This window comes from Amphritea opalescens (genome assembly GCF_003957515.1).
Taxonomy (GTDB): Bacteria; Pseudomonadota; Gammaproteobacteria; order Pseudomonadales; family Balneatricaceae; genus Amphritea; species Amphritea opalescens.
On the sequence record NZ_RQXW01000020.1, the window covers coordinates 24029 to 42612 of the forward strand.

An 18584-nucleotide genomic window follows, 5' to 3' on the forward strand; every position below is an offset into this window, starting at 1 on the left:
TGAAGGCTTACCACGATTTTGGGATTAGTGAATAGCTCATCACGGAGCTGATTGATGGTGGGGTTGCTGAAGTATAGCTTAAGCAATTTGTTTCGATCGTTGCTTAGCTTGGCGTCTGGCCGCAAATTTTTTTGGGTAGAGTTGCTCAAATTCTGTGGCATTGCGAAGCCAGTTTTGTGAGTCTAGTCTCAATCGTTCGAGAATAGACGGATGATGCAGTGGGATAGCACCTCGTTTGTCTTTTTGAACCGTCCGACCAGTGTTGTCGACAAGTTCCAGATAGTCTTTTAAACAACATGAGATGTCTGTCTGCGCATTACTCTTGATGCTCTCTTTTAGTGGCGCAAGAGGCTTTATTGGGTAGTCAAAATGCTGCAGTGTCTTCTGTTCTTGTTGTGATAGGATCGCGCCGTTTAGGTCGAATGCTGGGTTGATACGTTCTTTAATGCTGGTGTGTGCTGAATCTTCTGGTGTTTCGGCCATTTCAGATCGTATCGGATTCAGGTCTACATAGGCCATGCAGGATAGCAGGGCTTCTTCACTTAATAAGGCCTGGGATTTGAAACGTGATTCCCAAAAGTGTCCGGTGCACTGATCTTCCTGATTAGCTTGTCGAGCAATCGGTTCATTTAAGCATTTCATAAACCAACTAAGGCTGCTCAAGCGCTCTCGGTAGACCTCGATGATCTGACTAACGGTTTCTATTTCTGCAGCGCTTAAAGACTCACCGGATATCCATTTGCGTACTAGTAGTGGACCCTTGAATAAACTCGTCCAGCGATTAGCAACATCCATATCCGTCCAAGACTGGGCTTGATCGGGGCATATTTTGATCACTAGGTGATGGTGGTTAGACATGACAGCATAGGCACAAACATCGATAGCAAATAGAGAGGATAAAATCCGTATGCGATCTTCAATCCACTGGCGTCTGTGGTCGTAATTTTTGCCGGAAATAGGATCTGCACCGCATAAATACGAACGACGTACGCAGCGGGAGACGACATGATAATAGGGTGTGTTTTGAAGAGATACGAGTTCCTGTCGAGGTCGAGTCATCGGTAAAGTCCTTTTATCGATGTGTTAATCAATGCTGGTTTTGAGATTAGGACTGGATATCTGGTTTGTCAAATAAGGAGTGCCTGTCCAGTTGGAGACTCTATTAGAGGAGGAATAGTAATGCATCAAAATTCAGCAGTGCCTGTCCTTGTTCGGAACTCATCGAATTAAAGAGTGCCTGTCCTTGTGTGGAAAGGCGCTGTGGTTATGACGTTATTTCATCGTTTTTTCTAAGGCGTTGAGTAGGTTGTTTACCTTGTTGTAGGTTTCTTGATATTCATCGGCTATGTCTGAATCGGCGATGATGCCGCCGCCGGCCCAGCAGTGGATCTGACCTTTTTGGCAGATAAGGGTGCGGATGGTGATGCTGGTATCGATCTGGCCGGAAAAACTGAGATAGCCGATGGAGCCGCAGTAAACCGAACGGCGATGGGGTTCGAGTTCTTCAATGATTTCCATGGCACGAATCTTGGGTGCGCCGGTGATGGAACCGCCGGGGAAACTGTGCTCGAGTAATTCTATTGGGCTTTTGTCCGCCGCGAGTTTGCCGGTGATAGTACTCACGAGGTGATGCACGTTAGCGTAGGATTCGACGGCAAATAGTTTAGGTACGCGCACAGTGCCGTGTTCACATACTTTACTGATATCGTTGCGCATCAGATCGACGATCATGAGGTTTTCCGACCGGTCTTTCTCGCTATCGTGCAGCGCCAGTTTAAGTTGGGCATCCAGTGCGGGGTTGTCTCCCCGTGGGCGGGTGCCTTTAATGGGTTTAGTGGTTACTCGGGAATGACGCACCTCTAAAAATTGCTCGGGTGAATGGGAGAGTATCGCGCCATGATTCGTTTCTATATAAGCAGAGTAGGGCGTTGGTGCATGTTCGCGTAAGTATTTATAGGCCTGCCAAGGATCCCCCTGATAACCGCTGCTGAAACGTTGAGCAAAGTTCACCTGATAACAATCACCCGAGTGAATGTAGTCATTAATGCGGGTGAGTGAGGCATGATATTCCGCTTCGCTCATATTGCTGGTAAAGGGGGCGCTGAGGTTAAAATCGCCGGTTTGCTTAATCGGGGCGCTATTGAGTTGCTGTAACACCGCCGCAGCTTCGGTTTCGTCGATAAGAGGGGTGGTCATTAAGGCGGCAGTTTGTTGTTGATGATCCACAATGACCGCCCAGCCATAGATGCCCACGTGCATATCGGGTAGGTCGATATCACTGATCGTTTGTTCCGGCAGTGACTCTAAGCTGCGGCCTAAATCATAAGCGAAATAACCCAGTATTCCCCCGCAAAAAGGGAGCGCTTTGATGTCTGCTTGATGGGGTGATGGACAGCTTAGCTGATATTGATTGAATAGGTTTTGCAGGTGGGTAAAGGGGTTGCCACTCAGCTGTTGTTTGGTTAACGCGGTGCTGATGTCGGTTAAGCGGTCTTGATAGCTGAGTTGAGCCACTGGGTCGGCGGCAATAATGTCATAGCGACCATACTGACCTGAGGGTTTGCCACTATCTAGCATCACCGGCGCCGGTAGATGGCGGATGCGTTCGAAATAGAGGGTAGAGTTAGCTAGATAGGAGAGTGGAAAAAGTCTGTACACCCGAGGAACCTTTATGCTTGCCGGACTTCAGCTAAGACCGGCCATTGTTATATCCGCGACGGTGATGAGTGTGTCGCCGTATCATTAAATCCGAGCCGCTAAACTAAGCCACTAAGATGGTTAATCCCCGATATTGCAGATCAGAGTCTGATGTCGATTGTAGCGAGACGGGCTGATGAAAGCGAGATGCTGAGGTTTTTTTGTCCGTCACAGGCATTCTGCGTGACAACAGGATATTATGCCTATTTTTTACAGCACTTCCCCGCACAACCCAGAGCAATTAGACAGAACGATGATAAAGCACCCTTATAAGATAAGTTCGCAGCAATTTAACCTACCCGATCAGCAGATTAGTTATCAGTTATACCGTAAACAATGCGAGGGGCAACCGCGCCGTTTAGTCATGTTGCACGGTGCCGGCGTGGCCGGTCAGGATACTTGGGGCGCCATCGCTATGCTGGTGGGCCAGTGGGATGAGATTTTGATTCCAGATCAACGGGGGACGGGCAACACCCGTTATCCCGATGGTGAAGAGTATGCGTTCACGGTGACGGAGTTGGTGTCAGATATCGGGGCATTGGTTGATCACCTCGGCTGGTGGCAGTTTGATTTAGCGGGTTACTCGATGGGGGGGATGGTCTCGCTTCTATATAAACAGCGTTATCATGATCGCGTACAGAAACAGTATTTACTGGAAGCGGCGGTATTGGATCGGCCTAGCTGGGAATCAACGATCGATCTGCGTCATCAGTTTAGTGCAGCAGCCGAACAGCTGAAACAGGATCAGGCGGAAACCGGCATCAAAGCCTTTTTGGATACAATATCACCTAACCGTAAAGTGACGCCTCAGGTAGAGTTGTTGACAATCCAGCGTCTTGGAGCACGTCCATTAGGGTTTGCCAACGCCTTAAACTGTGTCACCGAGACGATTAATACCATTGATCGAGAGGCGTTAGTGGCTGCCCAAGGTGATGTGACCAGCTTTATCGGTGGCCAGAGTGTTGAGCTGATGCACCAGTATCAGCGGGATTTAGCTGAACGGCTCCCTAATTGGCACTATTTTATGGTCCCTGGCACGGATCACTCGCTCCCTTTTCAGAAGCCTCGTCAAATAGCCCGCATCATGGATGCCGAATTACTCCGTTTTCTGGCCTGATTCACCCTTATCAACTAGACTGAAAGCCTCGTCATACGGGGCTTTTTTTTGTTTTTAATTTACCTAGAATGTATCTAGAAATTACCTAGGGCATACCCCTATACTTTTGTAGTATGTTGACAGTTTCGCCGTTAATATTGTTGACGCTGGCATTTCAGGTCTGTATCGTTACCAAAATCACGAGATTGTCGACAATCCAATAAGAAGGTTGTAATGGCAGAAATTATAGAATTAACCGAGAGCTCAACCGAAGTGCGGACCTTGGCCGATCGAGTCAGCGGGCAGTTGATCACTGCGATTGTGCGCGGTGATATCCCGCCGGGTCAGAAGATCAGTGAGCCTGAGTTGGCCCGTACTTACGGCATCAGCCGTGGGCCTCTGCGCGAAGCGATTCGCCAGCTTGAAGGGCTGCGGTTAGTGGTTCGAATTCCCCATGTGGGTGCCCGCGTTGTCTCCCTGACACCGGAAGAACTGGTTGAAATCTATCGTATTCGTGAAGCGCTTGAGGGTATGGCATGTCGACTGGCGGCGGATAATATGTCGACAGATGAGATTAACAGCCTCCGCGAGTTGCTCTATCAGCATGAGAAAAACATTCAAGAGATCGATGGTCGAGCCTATTTTCAAAAAGAGGGCGACCTTGATTTTCACTATCGGATTGTTCAATCCAGCAAAAATACTAAGCTATTTGAACTACTCGGTGGCGAGCTTTATCACCTGGTACGTATGTACCGTTATCAATTCAGCGTTTCTAAATCACGTCCACAGCGCGCCCTGAAAGAACACCATCGTATCCTTGATGCGATAGAAGAAAGGGATGGCGAGCTAGCGGAGCTGCTGATGCGCCGACATATCGGTCGGGCACGCCGCAACATTGAAGAACGTTTGAATCCAGCGAACAAAGAAGAGAGGGAGTAACCCATGAGCAAACTGACCGCAGGCGGACGTTTCCGCAAAGCACTCGAAGAGACTAATCCACTACAGATTGTCGGTACTGTTAACGCTTATCACGCCATGATGGCTGAGCGCGTTGGTCATCGTGCGGTTTATCTGTCCGGTGGTGGTATCGCCAACGCATCTTACGGCCTACCCGATCTGGGTATGACTACGATGAATGATGTGTTGGAAGATGTACGTCGTGTCTCCAGTGCTGTCGAAACGCCGCTGATCGTTGATATCGATACCGGTTGGGGCGGGGCGTTTAATATTTCCCGAACCATTAAAGAAACGATTAAAGCCGGTGCCGCGGGTTGTCACCTTGAAGATCAGGTAGCGCAGAAGCGTTGTGGTCACCGTCCTAACAAAGAGATCGTATCGACTGAAGAGATGGTCGATCGTATTAAAGCGGCGGCTGATGCTAAAACCGATGACGACTTCTTCCTGATTGCTCGTACCGATGCGTTTCAGATGGAAGGCTTGAATGCGGCTGTTGATCGTGCCCAGGCTTGTTTAGAGGCGGGTGCTGATGCGATCTTCGCTGAAGCAGTACATACCTTGGATGATTACAAAGCCTTTGCTGATGGCATTAAGGGTGCGAACCTGCTGGCTAACATCACTGAGTTTGGTGCGACTCCGCTGTTCAATAAAACAGAGCTGGCTGAAAACGGCGTGAACATGGTGTTGTATCCTCTGTCTGCGTTCCGTGCGGCTAACCAAGCAGCATTGAATGTCTTTGAAGCGATTCTGCGTGACGGCGATCAGAAAGCCGTGATTGATACCATGCAGACACGTATGGATCTGTATGATTTCTTGAACTATCACGATTTTGAACAGAAGCTTGATGCACTGTTTAAAGAAGGTAAAAACAAGTAATCAGCCTAGCGCTGAACCCGGCCTTTGTGGCCGGGTTATGTTGATATAACCAAAGCAATAATACTGTAACGGGTCGCCATGAATATTTAGACCCGGAAGCAGAAAGGAGAGATAGGATGGCAGAAGCTAAGAAACTGAGTGGTGCGGGTTTGCGTGGTCAGTCCGCAGGTGAAACGGCACTCTGTACTGTAGGCCAATCAGGCGCAGGCCTGACTTACCGTGGCTACGATATCAAAGAGTTGGCGGCTAAAGCGCAGTTTGAAGAAGTGGCTTATTTGCTGCTGTACGGCAAGCTACCAAACCAAGGTGAGTTAGATGCCTATAAGGCGCGCCTGAAAAGTATGCGCGCACTGCCTGACGCACTCAAAACGGTACTGGAACAGATTCCGGCCGATGCTCATCCTATGGATGTTATGCGTACCGGTTGTTCAATGCTGGGTAACCTCGAAACCGAAATGAGTTTCGACGAACAGCATGATCATATTGATCGGATGCTGGCTATCTTCCCAGGCATGATCAACTATTGGTACAACTTTAGCCACCATGGCAAACGTATCAATGTTGAAACCGATGCGGACTCTATCGGTGAGCAGTTCCTATGGACACTGCACGATAAAAAGCCTGCTCCATTGCATGTTGATGTGATGCATGCCTCTCTGATTGTGTATGCGGAGCATGAATTTAACGCATCCACCTTCACTGCTCGGGTATGTGCTTCAACACTGTCTGATATTCATAGCTGTATCACAGCAGCCATTGGTTCATTGCGTGGACCTCTTCACGGTGGAGCCAATGAAGCGGCGATGGCGATGATTGAAAACTGGCACTCACCAGAAGAAGCTGAAGCTGAAATCATGGCGATGCTGGCCCGTAAAGATAAGATCATGGGCTTTGGTCATGCGATTTATCGTGAATCGGACCCGCGTAATGCGATCATTAAAGAGTGGTCTAAAAAACTCTCAGATCACGCCGGTGATGAATCACTATATGCCGTGTCTGAACGGGTTGAAGCGGTCATGTGGCGAGAGAAAAAGCTGTTTTGTAACGCTGACTTTTTCCATGCCTCTGCGTACAACTTCATGGGCATTCCTACCGCACTCTTCACGCCTATTTTTGTGTGCTCACGGGCATCAGGCTGGGCTGCTCATGTGATGGAACAGCGGGCGAATAACCGCATCATCCGTCCATCGGCCGATTACACTGGGCCAGAAAGTGCTGAGTGGATCGACATTGCCGATCGCGCCTAGTTTTATTGATTAGCGCTATTCAAACCTTCTGTTTAATAACGCTATCAATTAGATTTTCAAGTAAAGACAGAAGGGGATACGTCCCCTTCTGGCTGACGATAATATTTTCAATACAGGTGTTATATGAACACTGAATACCGTAAACACTTAGCCGGTACCGACTTAGATTATTTCGATACCCGCGCGGCCGTCGATGCTATTAAACCGGGGGCTTATGCAACACTGCCTTACACCTCTCGGGTGTTGGCTGAGCAACTGGTGCGACGTTGTGATCCTGCCGCGCTAACCGACTCGCTGAAACAGCTGATTGAGCGTAAGCAAGATCTTGACTTTCCTTGGTATCCGGCCCGTGTGGTTTGCCATGATATTCTTGGCCAGACAGCGCTAGTTGACCTTGCCGGTCTGCGCGATGCGATTGCCGATCAAGGTGGTGACCCCTCAAAAGTAAACCCAGTGGTACCAACACAGCTGATTGTTGACCATTCGCTGGCGGTTGAAGCGCCGGGTTTCGATCCAGATGCCTTTGAGAAAAACCGTGCCATTGAAGATCGTCGTAATGACGACCGTTTCCACTTTATTGAATGGTGTAAGACCGCCTTTGATAATGTCGATGTGATCCCTGCCGGTAACGGCATCATGCACCAGATCAACCTAGAGAAAATGTCACCGGTGATTCAATCCCGTGATGGCGTTGCTTTCCCTGATACCTGTGTCGGTACGGATAGCCATACACCGCATGTCGATGCGCTGGGTGTTGTTGCTATCGGCGTGGGTGGATTAGAAGCTGAAACGGTGATGTTAGGCCGTCCATCGATGATGCGTCTGCCGGAGATTATCGGTGTCAAACTGGTCGGTAAACGTCAGCCGGGTATCACCGCGACCGATGTGGTCTTGGCGATCACCGAGTTCTTACGTAACGCCAAAGTGGTGTCTGCTTATTTAGAATTCTTCGGTGACGGAGCTAAAGATCTGACCATTGGTGACCGTGCAACGATCTCCAATATGACGCCAGAATTTGGTGCCTCTGCGGGTATGTTCTATATCGATGACCAGACCATTGATTATCTCAAGCTGACCGGTCGTGAGCCTGAGCAAGTCGCACTGGTTGAGCAATACGCTAAAGAGACCGGCCTATGGGCGGATGACTTAGTTGATGCTGAATATGGTCGTGTGCTGGAGTTTGATCTGTCGAGCGTCTGCCGTAATATGGCCGGCCCTTCCAACCCACACCGTCGTTTGCCTACCGCTGATCTAGAGTCTCGCGGTATTGCGGTTCATCTTGATGAAGCGCTGGCCGAAGAAAAAGAAGGCTTGATGCCGGATGGTGCAGTCATCATTGCTGCAATAACCTCCTGTACCAACACCTCTAACCCTCGCAACGTGGTGGCGGCTGGTTTAATTGCCCGTCGCGCGAATGAGCTGGGCTTAGTGCGTAAACCTTGGGTTAAAACCTCTTTTGCACCGGGCTCTAAAGTCGCCAAGCTTTACCTTGAAGAAGCGGGCTTGCTGTCCGAAATGGAAAAGCTGGGTTTTGGTATCGTCGGTTATGCCTGCACAACCTGTAACGGCATGAGTGGTGCCCTTGATCCTAAGATTCAGCAAGAGATTATCGATCGTGATCTTTATGCCACGGCGGTACTGTCGGGCAACCGTAACTTCGATGGTCGTATCCACCCTTACGCGAAACAGGCGTTCTTGGCATCACCACCATTAGTGGTTGCCTATGCAATTGCCGGGACTATTCGTTTTGATATCGAAAAAGATGTGTTGGGTACCGATAAAGACGGTAACCCGATTACGCTGAAAGATATCTGGCCGAGCGATGAAGAGATCGATGCGATCGTGGCAAGCTGTGTTAAACCTGAACAGTTCAAGCAGGTTTACATCCCGATGTTCGACCTGGGTAAGGCCGAAAAATCGATTAGCCCACTGTATAACTGGCGTCCACAGACCACCTATATCCGTCGACCTCCTTATTGGGAAGGTGCCTTGGCGGGTGAGCGTACCATGAAAGGTATGGTGCCGCTTGCAGTGCTAGGTGACAACATCACCACCGATCACCTGTCGCCTTCTAATGCGATTCAGGCATCCAGTGCGGCCGGTGAATACTGCGCCAAGATGGGCTTGCCGGAAGAAGACTTTAACTCCTATGCAACGCACCGAGGCGATCACCTCACCGCGCAGCGGGCGACCTTTGCCAACCCTAAACTGCTGAACGAAATGTGCCGTGATGAAAACGGTGAAGTGAAGCAGGGTTCGTTGACACGGATCGAGCCGGAAGGCACCGAAAGCCGCATGTGGGAAGCGATTGAAACCTATATGGAACGTAAGCAACCGCTGATCATTATTGCGGGTGCCGACTACGGTCAAGGTTCTTCCCGTGACTGGGCGGCCAAAGGGGTTCGTTTGGCGGGTGTTGAAACCATCGTTGCCGAAGGCTTTGAACGTATCCATCGGACAAACTTGGTGGGTATGGGCGTGTTACCACTGGAATTTAAGGCCGGTGATAACCGCAATACTTACGGCATTGACGGTACTGAAACCTATGACGTTGTTGGCGAGATCAGCCCACGCTGTGATCTGACTGTGGTGATGACACGTCGCAACGGTGAAGTGGTTGAGATCCCCGTGACCTGCCGCTTAGATACCGCTGAAGAAGTGCATGTCTACGGTGCTGGTGGCGTACTGCAGCGTTTCGCACAGGACTTCCTCGAAGCGAACAGCTAAGTCGCTGTTGTGTAGGGCTGGACAGTCTTTTCTGTCTGGCCCTAATTTGATATAGCAGAGTATTTAATCAGCTTATCGCCTCGTTAGTGGTAGAGGTAACCTCATTAAGTACTTTCTGAATAAGAGCATCATCAATCAATGATGTTTAGAGACACAGGAATATAGTCATGACATTTGCTCCCCAGATTAAAATACCCGCTACCTATATCCGTGGCGGAACCAGTAAAGGTGTATTTTTCCGTCGTCAGGATCTACCGGAAGCCGCTCAGGTGCCAGGTGAAGCGCGGGATAAGATTCTGTTACGGGTGATCGGTAGCCCTGATCCTTATGGTCAGCAGATCGATGGGATGGGGGGCGCGACCTCAAGCACCAGTAAAACCGTTATTTTGGATAAAAGTGAGCAGCCTGATCACGATGTTGATTATCTGTTTGGCCAAGTTGCGATCAATAAGGCTTTCGTTGATTGGTCGGGTAACTGCGGTAACCTGACCGCTGCGGTCGGTGCTTTTGCGATTAGTAACGGCCTCGTCGATGCCGCACGTATCCCGGATAATGGTATCTGTGTTGTGCGTATCTGGCAGAAGAATATCAAGAAAACCATTATTGCCCATGTGCCAATCAGCAATGGGGAAGTGCAGGAAACCGGTAATTTTGAGTTAGACGGTGTGACATTCCCCGCCGCCGAAGTGGTGATCGAGTTTATGGATCCCGCCGATGGTGAAGGTTCGATGTTCCCTACCGGTAACTTAGTAGACGATCTTGAAGTGCCCGGTGTCGGTACCTTTAAGGCGACCATGATCAATGCCGGTATTCCGACTATTTTCTTGAATGCGGTGGATATCGATTATACCGGTACCGAACTGCAAAAAGATCTTAATTCAGATGCGGCGGCGTTAGCGCGTTTTGAAACCATCCGGGCTTACGGTGCGGTCAAAATGGGCTTGATCAGTGATATTAGCGAAGCGGTGGCCCGTCAGCATACGCCGAAGGTAGCCTTTGTAGCGCCTGCGACGGATTACACCGCCTCGAGTGGTAAAGAGATTTCTGCATCGGATATCGATGTCTGCGTGCGCGCCTTGTCGATGGGTAAGCTGCATCATGCCATGATGGGCACAGCCTCAGTGGCGATTGCGACGGCGGCTGCGGTACCAGGCACATTAGTCAACCTTGCTGCCGGTGGCGGTGAGCGGGAAGCAGTAACCTTTGGGCACCCTTCAGGCACACTGCGAGTGGGTGCTGCCGCAGAGCAAAAAGCCAATGGCGACTGGACCGCGAAAAAAGCGGTGATGAGTCGTAGTGCTCGGGTGTTAATGGAAGGTTTTGTGCGTATTCCCGGTGACAGCTTCTGATCACGGGTTAGGTTAACGAGTACCGCCCATCATGATGGGCGGTATTGAGATGTCGAAGTGGCAGTCAGACGTTCGGGCCTCCCTATCAAGGATCGCGCGTTTCACTTCACGTTTAGGCTCTACACACTGGTGTAGAGCCTTTTTTTTACTTTGCGTTTAATCTAATTTTTATTTCTTTTATCTTACTTAGCTTCTGAAACCATTGCCGATTAGCAGAGGGGTGTCTTCCCGTATTGCTTGTCTGACTGAAGCTCGGCCCATTGCACCTTATCTTATCGGTTCATCGGTAATAGCAGGGATGGAAGTGATGAGGGGGGTTGGGTTGTAGCTGGATAGCGAGTTGGTCATCAAAACGCTTCGATTGGTTTGTAGATTGGTCTGTGGCAACAGTGTCGCACTTCTAAGAAGTTGAAACGTAACTGACTCAAACAATAGAATTGATAATAACGAGAGGTGGGGCGAACAATGTTTACCTGTTAGTGTTTCTTCCGTTTGGGAGATACGCTGATCGCCTAATGGACTCTCTTTTGCTTGGAAGCATGCGACTGTCCGTTGGGCCGTAGATGGGGTTATCGTGTCGATATTGAGTGCTCATATGCGCTTCCTGAGCATCGAACCGTTGCCATAGTATGACTGTTCTGAGGGGCTTGTTCTGAGAGGGGGGCTAATCGACGTCTGAGAAGGAGGGCAGTATTAAGGGACAGATAAAAAAAGGCCCTGCATGAGCAGGGCCTTAAAGGGAACTAAGTGAAATTTACTTAGTTAACTTTGAAACTTCAGCCATTGCATTTTCGCCAGCTGTTTTAGCCAGTTCAGAGAATGCTTCGCCTTGTGCTTTCAGCATTTCGAACAATGAAGTGTTTGCTTCAACGTTGAATTTTACAACGTCTTCAGGTGTTTTCAGTTCTTTTGCTTTTTCTGCTTCAGTTTTGAAGAAAGCAGCCAGTTGCTCGCCAGCTTGCTTCTGCAGTTCAACAGATTTGCTGATGGTTTCAGCTTGCATTTCCATCAGGTGTTTTACGGATTCAAAAGATTTAGTGAAATCGATAGGGGTTGTCATGGTTGTTCTCCAATAGGATTATGGTGCAGTGCACAATGGAATCCATTTTAGCGATCCCATCATCAAAGTCAATTATTATTTTTGTGCAGTGCACAAAAATAGACGTTGAAGCGATTTTTTGCTGTTAGCACGACAATTTTGAGTTATAAAAAAACCCGGTAGTTTCCACTACCGGGTTTCTTCGAAACAAGTATAGCTTAGCTAGAGAGTTTCGTGATTTCTGCAATAGTTTCTTCGCTAGATTCTTTTGCCAACGCGCTGAATGCTTCGCCCTGAGCTTTCATCAGTTCGAACAGTGCTTTGTTTGACTCAAGATTGAATTTCATGAATTCTTGAGGGGTTTTCAGGCTTTTAGCTTTTTCAGCTTCCCCTTTGAAGAACTCAGTCAACTCTTCAGCGGCTTTTTTCTGTAGCTCAACCGTCTTAGTTACAGCGGCGGTTTGCAGACCCATCAATGCTTGAGCAGACTCTAAAGGTTTTTTGAAATCAAAAGAAGTAGTAGTCATAGTATTCTCCATACGTTAATGATGCAGTGCACAATAGGAGCTATTTTAGTTGAAAAAAGCAGTTGGTCAAGCGTTTTGTGCAACGCACAATGAAAATATTTTAAGAGGCAGCATCGCGCTGTTAGATGGCGATTCGGTGGCAGAAAACCAATCTAGCCGTGCCGGCAAGATTGGTTTGATTCTGGATTAATCATCGACATTGAGCGCTTGTTTTAACTGTTCTATGACTTTGGTTGATAACCGGTTAATGCGTAATGAGTTGGTTTGCGGATCGAACTCAATTTCACTGTTACTGTTGGGGTTGCCAAGGGAGCGTTTAGCAAAGTCGAGTTGCCAGTTATCCATTTTGGCTTTTACTTTGGTGTATGAATTGATCGTACTGGTATGCGGCTGAAATTCTTGGCTGACCTGATAGTTCTCTGAATTAGCGAATTTACTGAAGGTGCCGGTGGCTTGTTCCGCTTGCTCTGGGGGTAGGTGATTATCAAAGATCTGGGCAACGTCAGGAAGGTAGGCGGACTGTTTATCTTCCCGTTGACGGGATAGATAACTGACGACATCCTCGACGATCTCATCTTGTTTCTCTTCAAGGTGATAATGACGACAAAAATCTTCGCTGGCTCTTATGAGATCGGATGTGGATTTTTTTGACGGAACCACATCGGTACAGCCTAAGGCATTGGAAAAATAGTGGGTGATATCGCCTTTACGACGGGAGCCGATAAAGCTCAGGTAGCTATCACTGCCCTCTTTGTAGGTGGTGATATTGATTTTAGCGGCTTGGTGTAACTTTTCTAGATCGACTTCTATCACCTTGGTCGGGTTAAGGTCTTGATCAAAGGCAACGCCTGACTTATCGCGTACCAGCCCAATCAAGAGGTAATCGAACACGTCCGATGAGTAGTACATAAAAATAACGTAACCACCGGTGGCCGAGCGAGCTGAAGGCTGCTGTAGTGATGCGGCTAGCTGCGCTAAGGCCTGATCACAGAGTGATAAAAAGGTCGCATCATCGGGGGTGCTGTCGATAAATTTCTTAAAGCCGGCGATGAAGGGGTAGCCTTCGCTGTTCTCTTCATTAAATGAGCCGTGCGTCAGTGCTGAGCGTTTGCCGTAGGCGGACACCAGCGCATTAAACAGTTGCTGAGCCATGGGGTCTTCTACATCGATAGCACCGCCTTTCTCACTGATTGTGGCAAGACTATCGTCGGCTTCTTTAATCAGTTCGCGGATGGCTAAAAATTTAAGATCCATAGAGGGGTTCCGGTATTGAGGTTGCGCGTGAGTGCGTGGATTAAGGCGATATATACAAGAGGCATAGTGTAGCGGACTTGCCCCGCGGGGTTAAATATCCGGTGCGGTTTGTTGTTCCCATCGCGAGAGAATCGTTAATGCCTGCTGTTGGGTTTCGCCGCAGTGTTCTATGTTGGCCTGAAACTTGTGGCACAGGGGAGGAAAGGATGCTGTATTCCAAATCGTGCAGTTAAATTCATCATCTAGGTTGGCGCAGGGCACCCCCGCAGGCTTACCTTCTGGCATGTTGGGTATAGGTGTGCTGATCTGAGGGGCAATACAACAAGCGCCACAGTGGGGACGGCATTTCATAGAGTAATTTTATCCGCAGGGTAAAGCGTTATAATAGCGCATCCTGTCTAATAAAAGCCCTCCAAAATAAGGTTAAATCCTATGGCGCTTAAGCCAACAATTTATAAAGTCGAACTGCAACTGAGTGATACGGATCGTCATTGTTATGAAACCTGTCATCTGACATTGGCGCAGCATCCTTCTGAAACCTTGCAGCGGATGATGGTGCGGCTGTTGGTTTACGGTCTTAACTATCATCAGGATTTAAGCTTTACGCGTGGGCTGTCCAGCACCGATGAGCCGGAGCTGTGGCAGGTAGGTCCTGATGGCGTCGTTGAGCATTGGATCGAATTGGGCCAGGCCTCTCCCGAACGATTGCGTAAAGCGGTGAGCCGCGCGCCAAAAATCTCACTCTATGCCTATGGTCGTGAAGTGGATGTCTGGTGGGGTAAGCAGGGCAAGACATTAGCCGAGTTGCCGAAAGTCAGCGTTTGGCGATTCCATGATAGTGAAGTGGCGCAGCTAGACTGTTTTGTCGGCCGCAGTATGCAGCTATCTTTGACGATCAGTGATGGTGAGCTGTTTTTGAGCGATAACACTCACCACCTGAGTTTACAGGTCGACCGTTTAGAGTAAGTTTTGCTTTGGGAAATGACGCTAAATACTGCGGGGCAGTCGGTAGTGATAGATGCTTTGTAAAGCGGTTTCTGGAGTGATTTTTCAATGCGGACTGGCTTAAAACGGTAAGAGACCCGGGCCCCACTGCAAGGGAAGGCTCCGCTGGAAGGTAGAGCCGTGTATCGGCCAAGAAGGGCCCGGATAAACAACAGTCTATACTTTTTTGTACTGGGTGCAATTCATGGGTCTTAAATCGAGGCTCAGTATTACCCAGTTTGGGTAGCCTATATGGGACAAGAGATTTTTATAATGACTTGTTTTTATTGGGGTTTTATAGGCGTTAGTCGAAGTTGCACTAGATAAAAATCAGCTTTTTCCTGTTTGCTTCATCATCTTTATCATCGTCATTTCCTGTTCGGTAAATCCTGCTTGCAACCGAGCTTCGTGATTAAGCGGGCCTTTTAGGGGGCCTTTCATATATTTCCATAGCAGGTCAATGAAGGTTTGGTTCGGCTCGAGTTGTCGCTGTTGGCATTGATAATGGTACCAACGGGTGCCGGAGCTGACGTGACCGATCTCTTCATTACCGATCATGGTGAGGATTTCAATCATTCTGCTATCACCCGCTTGATCAAACCGCTGAATCGCTTTGGGGATGACATCCAGCGCCCGCGCTTCAAGCGCTCGGTGTACGATGCCCATCCGCTCTAACATATCATCCGCGGTGTCGATGGCCATGCCCCAGAGTTCGCCGTGGGCTTTAAAGCTGCCGTAGTCATAACCCATCTCTCGAAGACGGCCGCGTAGGGCCATAAAATGGTTGGCTTCTTCGGCCGCGCACTGCATCCAGTCGGCGTAAAATGCTTGCGGCATATCACGATAACGGTACACGGCATCCAATGCTAAATTGACCGCCGTCAACTCGATATGCGCGAGGGAATGAATGAGCGCTGCGCGACCCTCTTCCTTGCCAAACTTACGTGCGTTTACGTCAGACGGTAAGACTATGTCTGGTTTGTCTGGCTGGCCAGGTTGCTGGAGATATTCCGGTGTGTCGCCATCGAGCCATTCTAATTCACCCGCATTCCAGCGGCTGACGGCCTGCTGGGTCAGTTGAATCTTGAGGTCTGGATCTGCGGTGAGGAACGCCTCTTTGGTTTGCGCGTATAAGTTTTGCAAGGGGTTTCCGTTCGGTTGATAACAATCGCTGAGCATTGTACCCGTTGAACGCCTTGCCGTGGAGAGTATGAATACTATTTATTGATTCAATCAGGTCTGATTTTTTTATGCTGAGTGGTTTCTGCTGGATGACCGGTAATAACCTCACGAATAATGGTTAGTCGTGCCGGTAATGATGGCGCGGTGGCGCACGGTCATAAGATCTGCGATCACTCGGATATCTATTTAATGAGTGTCGACGTGATAGGTCTGAATGATGAATTTTGTGTTTATGCATAGGCTGGCGACTGTGATAGCCACGGTTATTCGGCAATAGGTATGAGTGTGAACGGATAATGCCTCTTTGATAGCCTGTATCCGAGGGATATCGCGGGTAGCTGCTCGAATGTCGGTTTGATCGGTAAGTTGGCGCGTGATGATATTGTCGACGCTCCATTGTGTGGCGATAACGAACGGAGCGCTCGGCGTATGGGAATGCACCGATATGCCGGTCACTGATACGTAACTGTAGATGGCCAGCATTGATAGAGAGACCACCATGGATATCCTGCGCGTAACTGTTTAAGGATAGCGTCAGTAGTAGGCAGGTGATCGGTACAAAAAAACGTTTTAAATAGCACATAATTTAACCTCGTTGAATGGTTAAATATTAGAGCAAATCAGTAGTCTTGTGGGGCCAATGTAGCGGATCATTTTTCAGCTAGAAAAGCGGCCAAATTAAGGGAGAGTACAGGTTGAGCGATATCGACTCGCTATCAGGCCGTTATGGATCGGTCTGATAGCGGTGTCTAGTTGGATGTGGGTTGGCGCGTTCGTCTGTTCGGTTAGAGTTCAGGGACTAATCGTGCCAAGGCGCTATTGCGCAGTGGAGCGAAGATCAACCGTCTGAGTTTATACCAGTAAGTCCCGAATAGAATGATAAATACGCCGAAGAAGATAAAGATCATCAAGGGTAAATTATGACCATCTAACAGGTTGCTGCTGACAACCTGGAAAATGGCATAAATTGCATAGGATAGGCTTGATACCAGCATCGCTCGACGGTCAACAAAGAGCGCGGTGAGTAGAAAAACAACAAAGAAAACTAATAGGGCGATTTCACGATTGGTCCCTAGCTCTAATAGCCCTGAATCACTAAAGAGAATCGAGGTCATCATGCCATGCACGATCAGCGGGGATGCCAGCAGGTGGAGCCAGAAACCACAATCACTGGCGCGTAACTGCCGTTGACGGTCACGAGCATCGAAACCCATGGCGATCAAGAAAACCATGAATCCGAGCAGTGAAAAAAGTATCTGGTGTTGCAGTATATCGATGCCAATCATGCTGACGGTGGCGGCGATTAAGCCTGCCGCCGCGGGTAGCAAACTAAAGGGCATGCGGTAGCGAAGATAAAAGAGTAACGAGGCGCCACTGAGTATGAGAAACGGCAGAGTGGCTGTGTCGAATTCAGTAATACCCAATGCTTTACTGAGAAAATAAAGTATAGATACTAGAATAGCGATACCGGGTAGGGCGAGTCGACGAATCCGTACTAACCACTCCGCGGCCCCGAGAAAGAGGCCAGCGGGCAGTAGCCATTCAAGTTGATTCAGATGCATCACCGCGACCGAAAAGGTGACGAATAGCACCCCTAGGGTGATGAAAATATCGCCAAAATTGCGCACAAAACGCAACTGCTCTTCACCGATAGGCTCATCGTTATGGTCCGCGGTGCTGAACAGAATCAGCTGCTGCAACTGCTGTTGCGAGATGATGCCTCGTTGTGCCGCTCTTTCCAGTGTGTCTCTGTCCACAGTATTTCCTGATGGTTAACAAAAGCCGTAGCTTAGCCCTATTGAGGGAATGTTATTTAGCAGCTTGACGGCGAATGCCGATGCGACGGCCTATCCCGCTTGGTGAAGCGAGGGTAGCTTGTTGTTCTGCCATGCTTTGAATCTGTTGCAAGACAGGAGCTGGAAATGGGCTGCTACTGCGGCTACTCAGATCAACACACATCGCCATCTGCTCTAAGGTTGACGCTAAGTATTCACTGCCATCTGGGTTCTGTGCGAACATTTCAAAGTAGAGGTGTAACCGTTTGCTGTCATGATCGACCAGCTGACAACGAACCTCGACGGGTTGGTTGAGTACCACTTCGTTGTTATAAGTAATATGATTTTCCAAAATCATCCACGAGATTTGAGTGGCTTTGGTTTCAGCTTCACTCAGGCCCATCTGGCTGACCAATTCGGTGCCAGCGAGATCAAAAATCAAAACGTAGTAAGCCACATTCATATGGTTGTTGTAATCGATCCATTCAGGCTTGATATGGGTGCGGTAGATAACCGACGCTCGGTCCGACATGGGTGTAGCTCCTTGTGTTTCGCTAGTTGGTGCGGTGGTGGCTTGCTGCGTGTCTTTGGCGGCTTCTTTAGCTGCTTTTTGTTCTGCATTCCAAGCGTTTAGGTCTTCATAGTAAGTATCCCAGACGCAGGGGGAGCAGCCGCTTTCGCAGCACTCATAATCGCCGGGTGGGGTGGGCTTTTCTCTGCTCATACTTTTCAATCATTGGTGTTTAATTCCGACCATTTTACTATGACTATGCCCGCAGGCCCAGCTAACATCGAGAAGCAATACGGTTTTACTATCTGTCGGAGGCCGTTTCTGCGACAATTAGCATCCTCCTAATTTATAGTTGCCTCCTGA

General features: G+C 48.9%; 17 protein-coding genes. 8 read left to right on the forward strand and 9 right to left on the reverse strand.

Going from position 1 to position 18584, the window contains the following annotated elements; genetic code table 11:
* Positions 1–78: 78 nt before the first annotated feature.
* Both EH243_RS16520 and pabB read right to left on the reverse strand, forming a co-directional pair.
* Complete coding sequence (locus EH243_RS16520) at positions 79–1059, reverse strand: transposase (protein WP_126159769.1); 981 nt, start codon at positions 1057–1059, stop codon at positions 79–81.
* Between the two features lie 213 nt (positions 1060–1272).
* On the reverse strand, positions 1273–2658 hold the full coding sequence (gene pabB / locus EH243_RS16525; RefSeq protein ID WP_126159770.1) for an aminodeoxychorismate synthase component I: 1386 nt from the start codon (positions 2656–2658) through the stop codon (positions 1273–1275).
* 238 nt (positions 2659–2896) lie between these two features.
* Between pabB and EH243_RS16530 the strand changes: the two genes are divergently transcribed.
* The 6 genes from EH243_RS16530 to prpF all read left to right on the forward strand — a co-directional run bounded on the left by EH243_RS16530 (position 2897) and on the right by prpF (position 10949).
* Positions 2897–3814 carry an alpha/beta fold hydrolase gene (locus tag EH243_RS16530; protein ID WP_241235114.1) on the forward strand — a complete coding sequence of 306 codons (918 nt, stop codon included), beginning with the start codon at positions 2897–2899 and terminating at the stop codon, positions 3812–3814.
* Between the two features lie 213 nt (positions 3815–4027).
* Complete coding sequence (locus EH243_RS16535) at positions 4028–4732, forward strand: GntR family transcriptional regulator (protein WP_126159771.1); 705 nt, start codon at positions 4028–4030, stop codon at positions 4730–4732.
* 3 nt (positions 4733–4735) lie between these two features.
* The gene (gene prpB, locus EH243_RS16540; protein ID WP_126159772.1) at positions 4736–5626 is read left to right on the forward strand and encodes a methylisocitrate lyase; all 891 of its coding nucleotides are present in this window, start codon (positions 4736–4738) and stop codon (positions 5624–5626) included.
* 116 nt (positions 5627–5742) lie between these two features.
* Positions 5743–6873: a bifunctional 2-methylcitrate synthase/citrate synthase gene (prpC, locus tag EH243_RS16545; protein ID WP_126159773.1), complete on the forward strand. Its 1131-nt coding sequence runs from the start codon at positions 5743–5745 to the stop codon at positions 6871–6873.
* A gap of 123 nt (positions 6874–6996) precedes the next feature.
* Positions 6997–9600 (forward strand): Fe/S-dependent 2-methylisocitrate dehydratase AcnD, encoded by a 2604-nt coding sequence (gene acnD / locus EH243_RS16550; RefSeq protein WP_126159774.1) that lies wholly within the window; start codon positions 6997–6999, stop codon positions 9598–9600.
* 167 nt (positions 9601–9767) lie between these two features.
* Complete coding sequence (gene prpF, locus EH243_RS16555) at positions 9768–10949, forward strand: 2-methylaconitate cis-trans isomerase PrpF (RefSeq protein WP_126159775.1); 1182 nt, start codon at positions 9768–9770, stop codon at positions 10947–10949.
* 754 nt (positions 10950–11703) lie between these two features.
* Here the strand turns inward: prpF and EH243_RS16560 are convergent.
* Together EH243_RS16560 and EH243_RS16565 are read right to left on the reverse strand one after the other, a co-directional pair.
* Positions 11704–12009 (reverse strand): hypothetical protein, encoded by a 306-nt coding sequence (locus EH243_RS16560; RefSeq protein WP_126159776.1) that lies wholly within the window; start codon positions 12007–12009, stop codon positions 11704–11706.
* 197 nt (positions 12010–12206) lie between these two features.
* The gene (locus EH243_RS16565) at positions 12207–12515 is read right to left on the reverse strand and encodes a hypothetical protein (protein ID WP_126159777.1); all 309 of its coding nucleotides are present in this window, start codon (positions 12513–12515) and stop codon (positions 12207–12209) included.
* Between the two features lie 49 nt (positions 12516–12564).
* On the opposite strand from EH243_RS16565, the gene EH243_RS18565 reads away from it, so the two are divergent.
* The gene (locus EH243_RS18565; RefSeq protein WP_164549146.1) at positions 12565–12705 is read left to right on the forward strand and encodes a hypothetical protein; all 141 of its coding nucleotides are present in this window, start codon (positions 12565–12567) and stop codon (positions 12703–12705) included.
* Here EH243_RS18565 and EH243_RS16570 read toward each other — a convergent pair.
* Both EH243_RS16570 and EH243_RS16575 read right to left on the reverse strand, forming a co-directional pair.
* Positions 12702–13769, reverse strand: coding sequence for a nucleoid-associated protein (locus tag EH243_RS16570; protein WP_126159778.1), 1068 nt, complete (start codon positions 13767–13769; stop codon positions 12702–12704). The two genes, EH243_RS18565 and EH243_RS16570, sit on opposite strands and share 4 nt — an antisense overlap.
* A gap of 90 nt (positions 13770–13859) precedes the next feature.
* Positions 13860–14120 (reverse strand): YkgJ family cysteine cluster protein, encoded by a 261-nt coding sequence (locus EH243_RS16575; RefSeq protein WP_126159779.1) that lies wholly within the window; start codon positions 14118–14120, stop codon positions 13860–13862.
* An 81-nt stretch (positions 14121–14201) separates the two neighbouring features.
* On the opposite strand from EH243_RS16575, the gene EH243_RS16580 reads away from it, so the two are divergent.
* On the forward strand, positions 14202–14735 hold the full coding sequence (locus EH243_RS16580; protein ID WP_126159780.1) for a YaeQ family protein: 534 nt from the start codon (positions 14202–14204) through the stop codon (positions 14733–14735).
* A 348-nt stretch (positions 14736–15083) separates the two neighbouring features.
* Here EH243_RS16580 and EH243_RS16585 read toward each other — a convergent pair whose 3' ends face one another.
* The 3 genes from EH243_RS16585 to EH243_RS16595 all read right to left on the reverse strand — a co-directional run bounded on the left by EH243_RS16585 (position 15084) and on the right by EH243_RS16595 (position 18434).
* Positions 15084–15896 carry a ferritin-like domain-containing protein gene (locus EH243_RS16585; RefSeq protein ID WP_241235115.1) on the reverse strand — a complete coding sequence of 271 codons (813 nt, stop codon included), beginning with the start codon at positions 15894–15896 and terminating at the stop codon, positions 15084–15086.
* 824 nt (positions 15897–16720) lie between these two features.
* Positions 16721–17692 carry a hypothetical protein gene (locus EH243_RS16590; protein WP_126159782.1) on the reverse strand — a complete coding sequence of 324 codons (972 nt, stop codon included), beginning with the start codon at positions 17690–17692 and terminating at the stop codon, positions 16721–16723.
* Positions 17693–17744: 52 nt separating this feature from the next.
* Complete coding sequence (locus EH243_RS16595; protein ID WP_126159783.1) at positions 17745–18434, reverse strand: thioesterase family protein; 690 nt, start codon at positions 18432–18434, stop codon at positions 17745–17747.
* Positions 18435–18584: the final 150 nt, after the last annotated feature.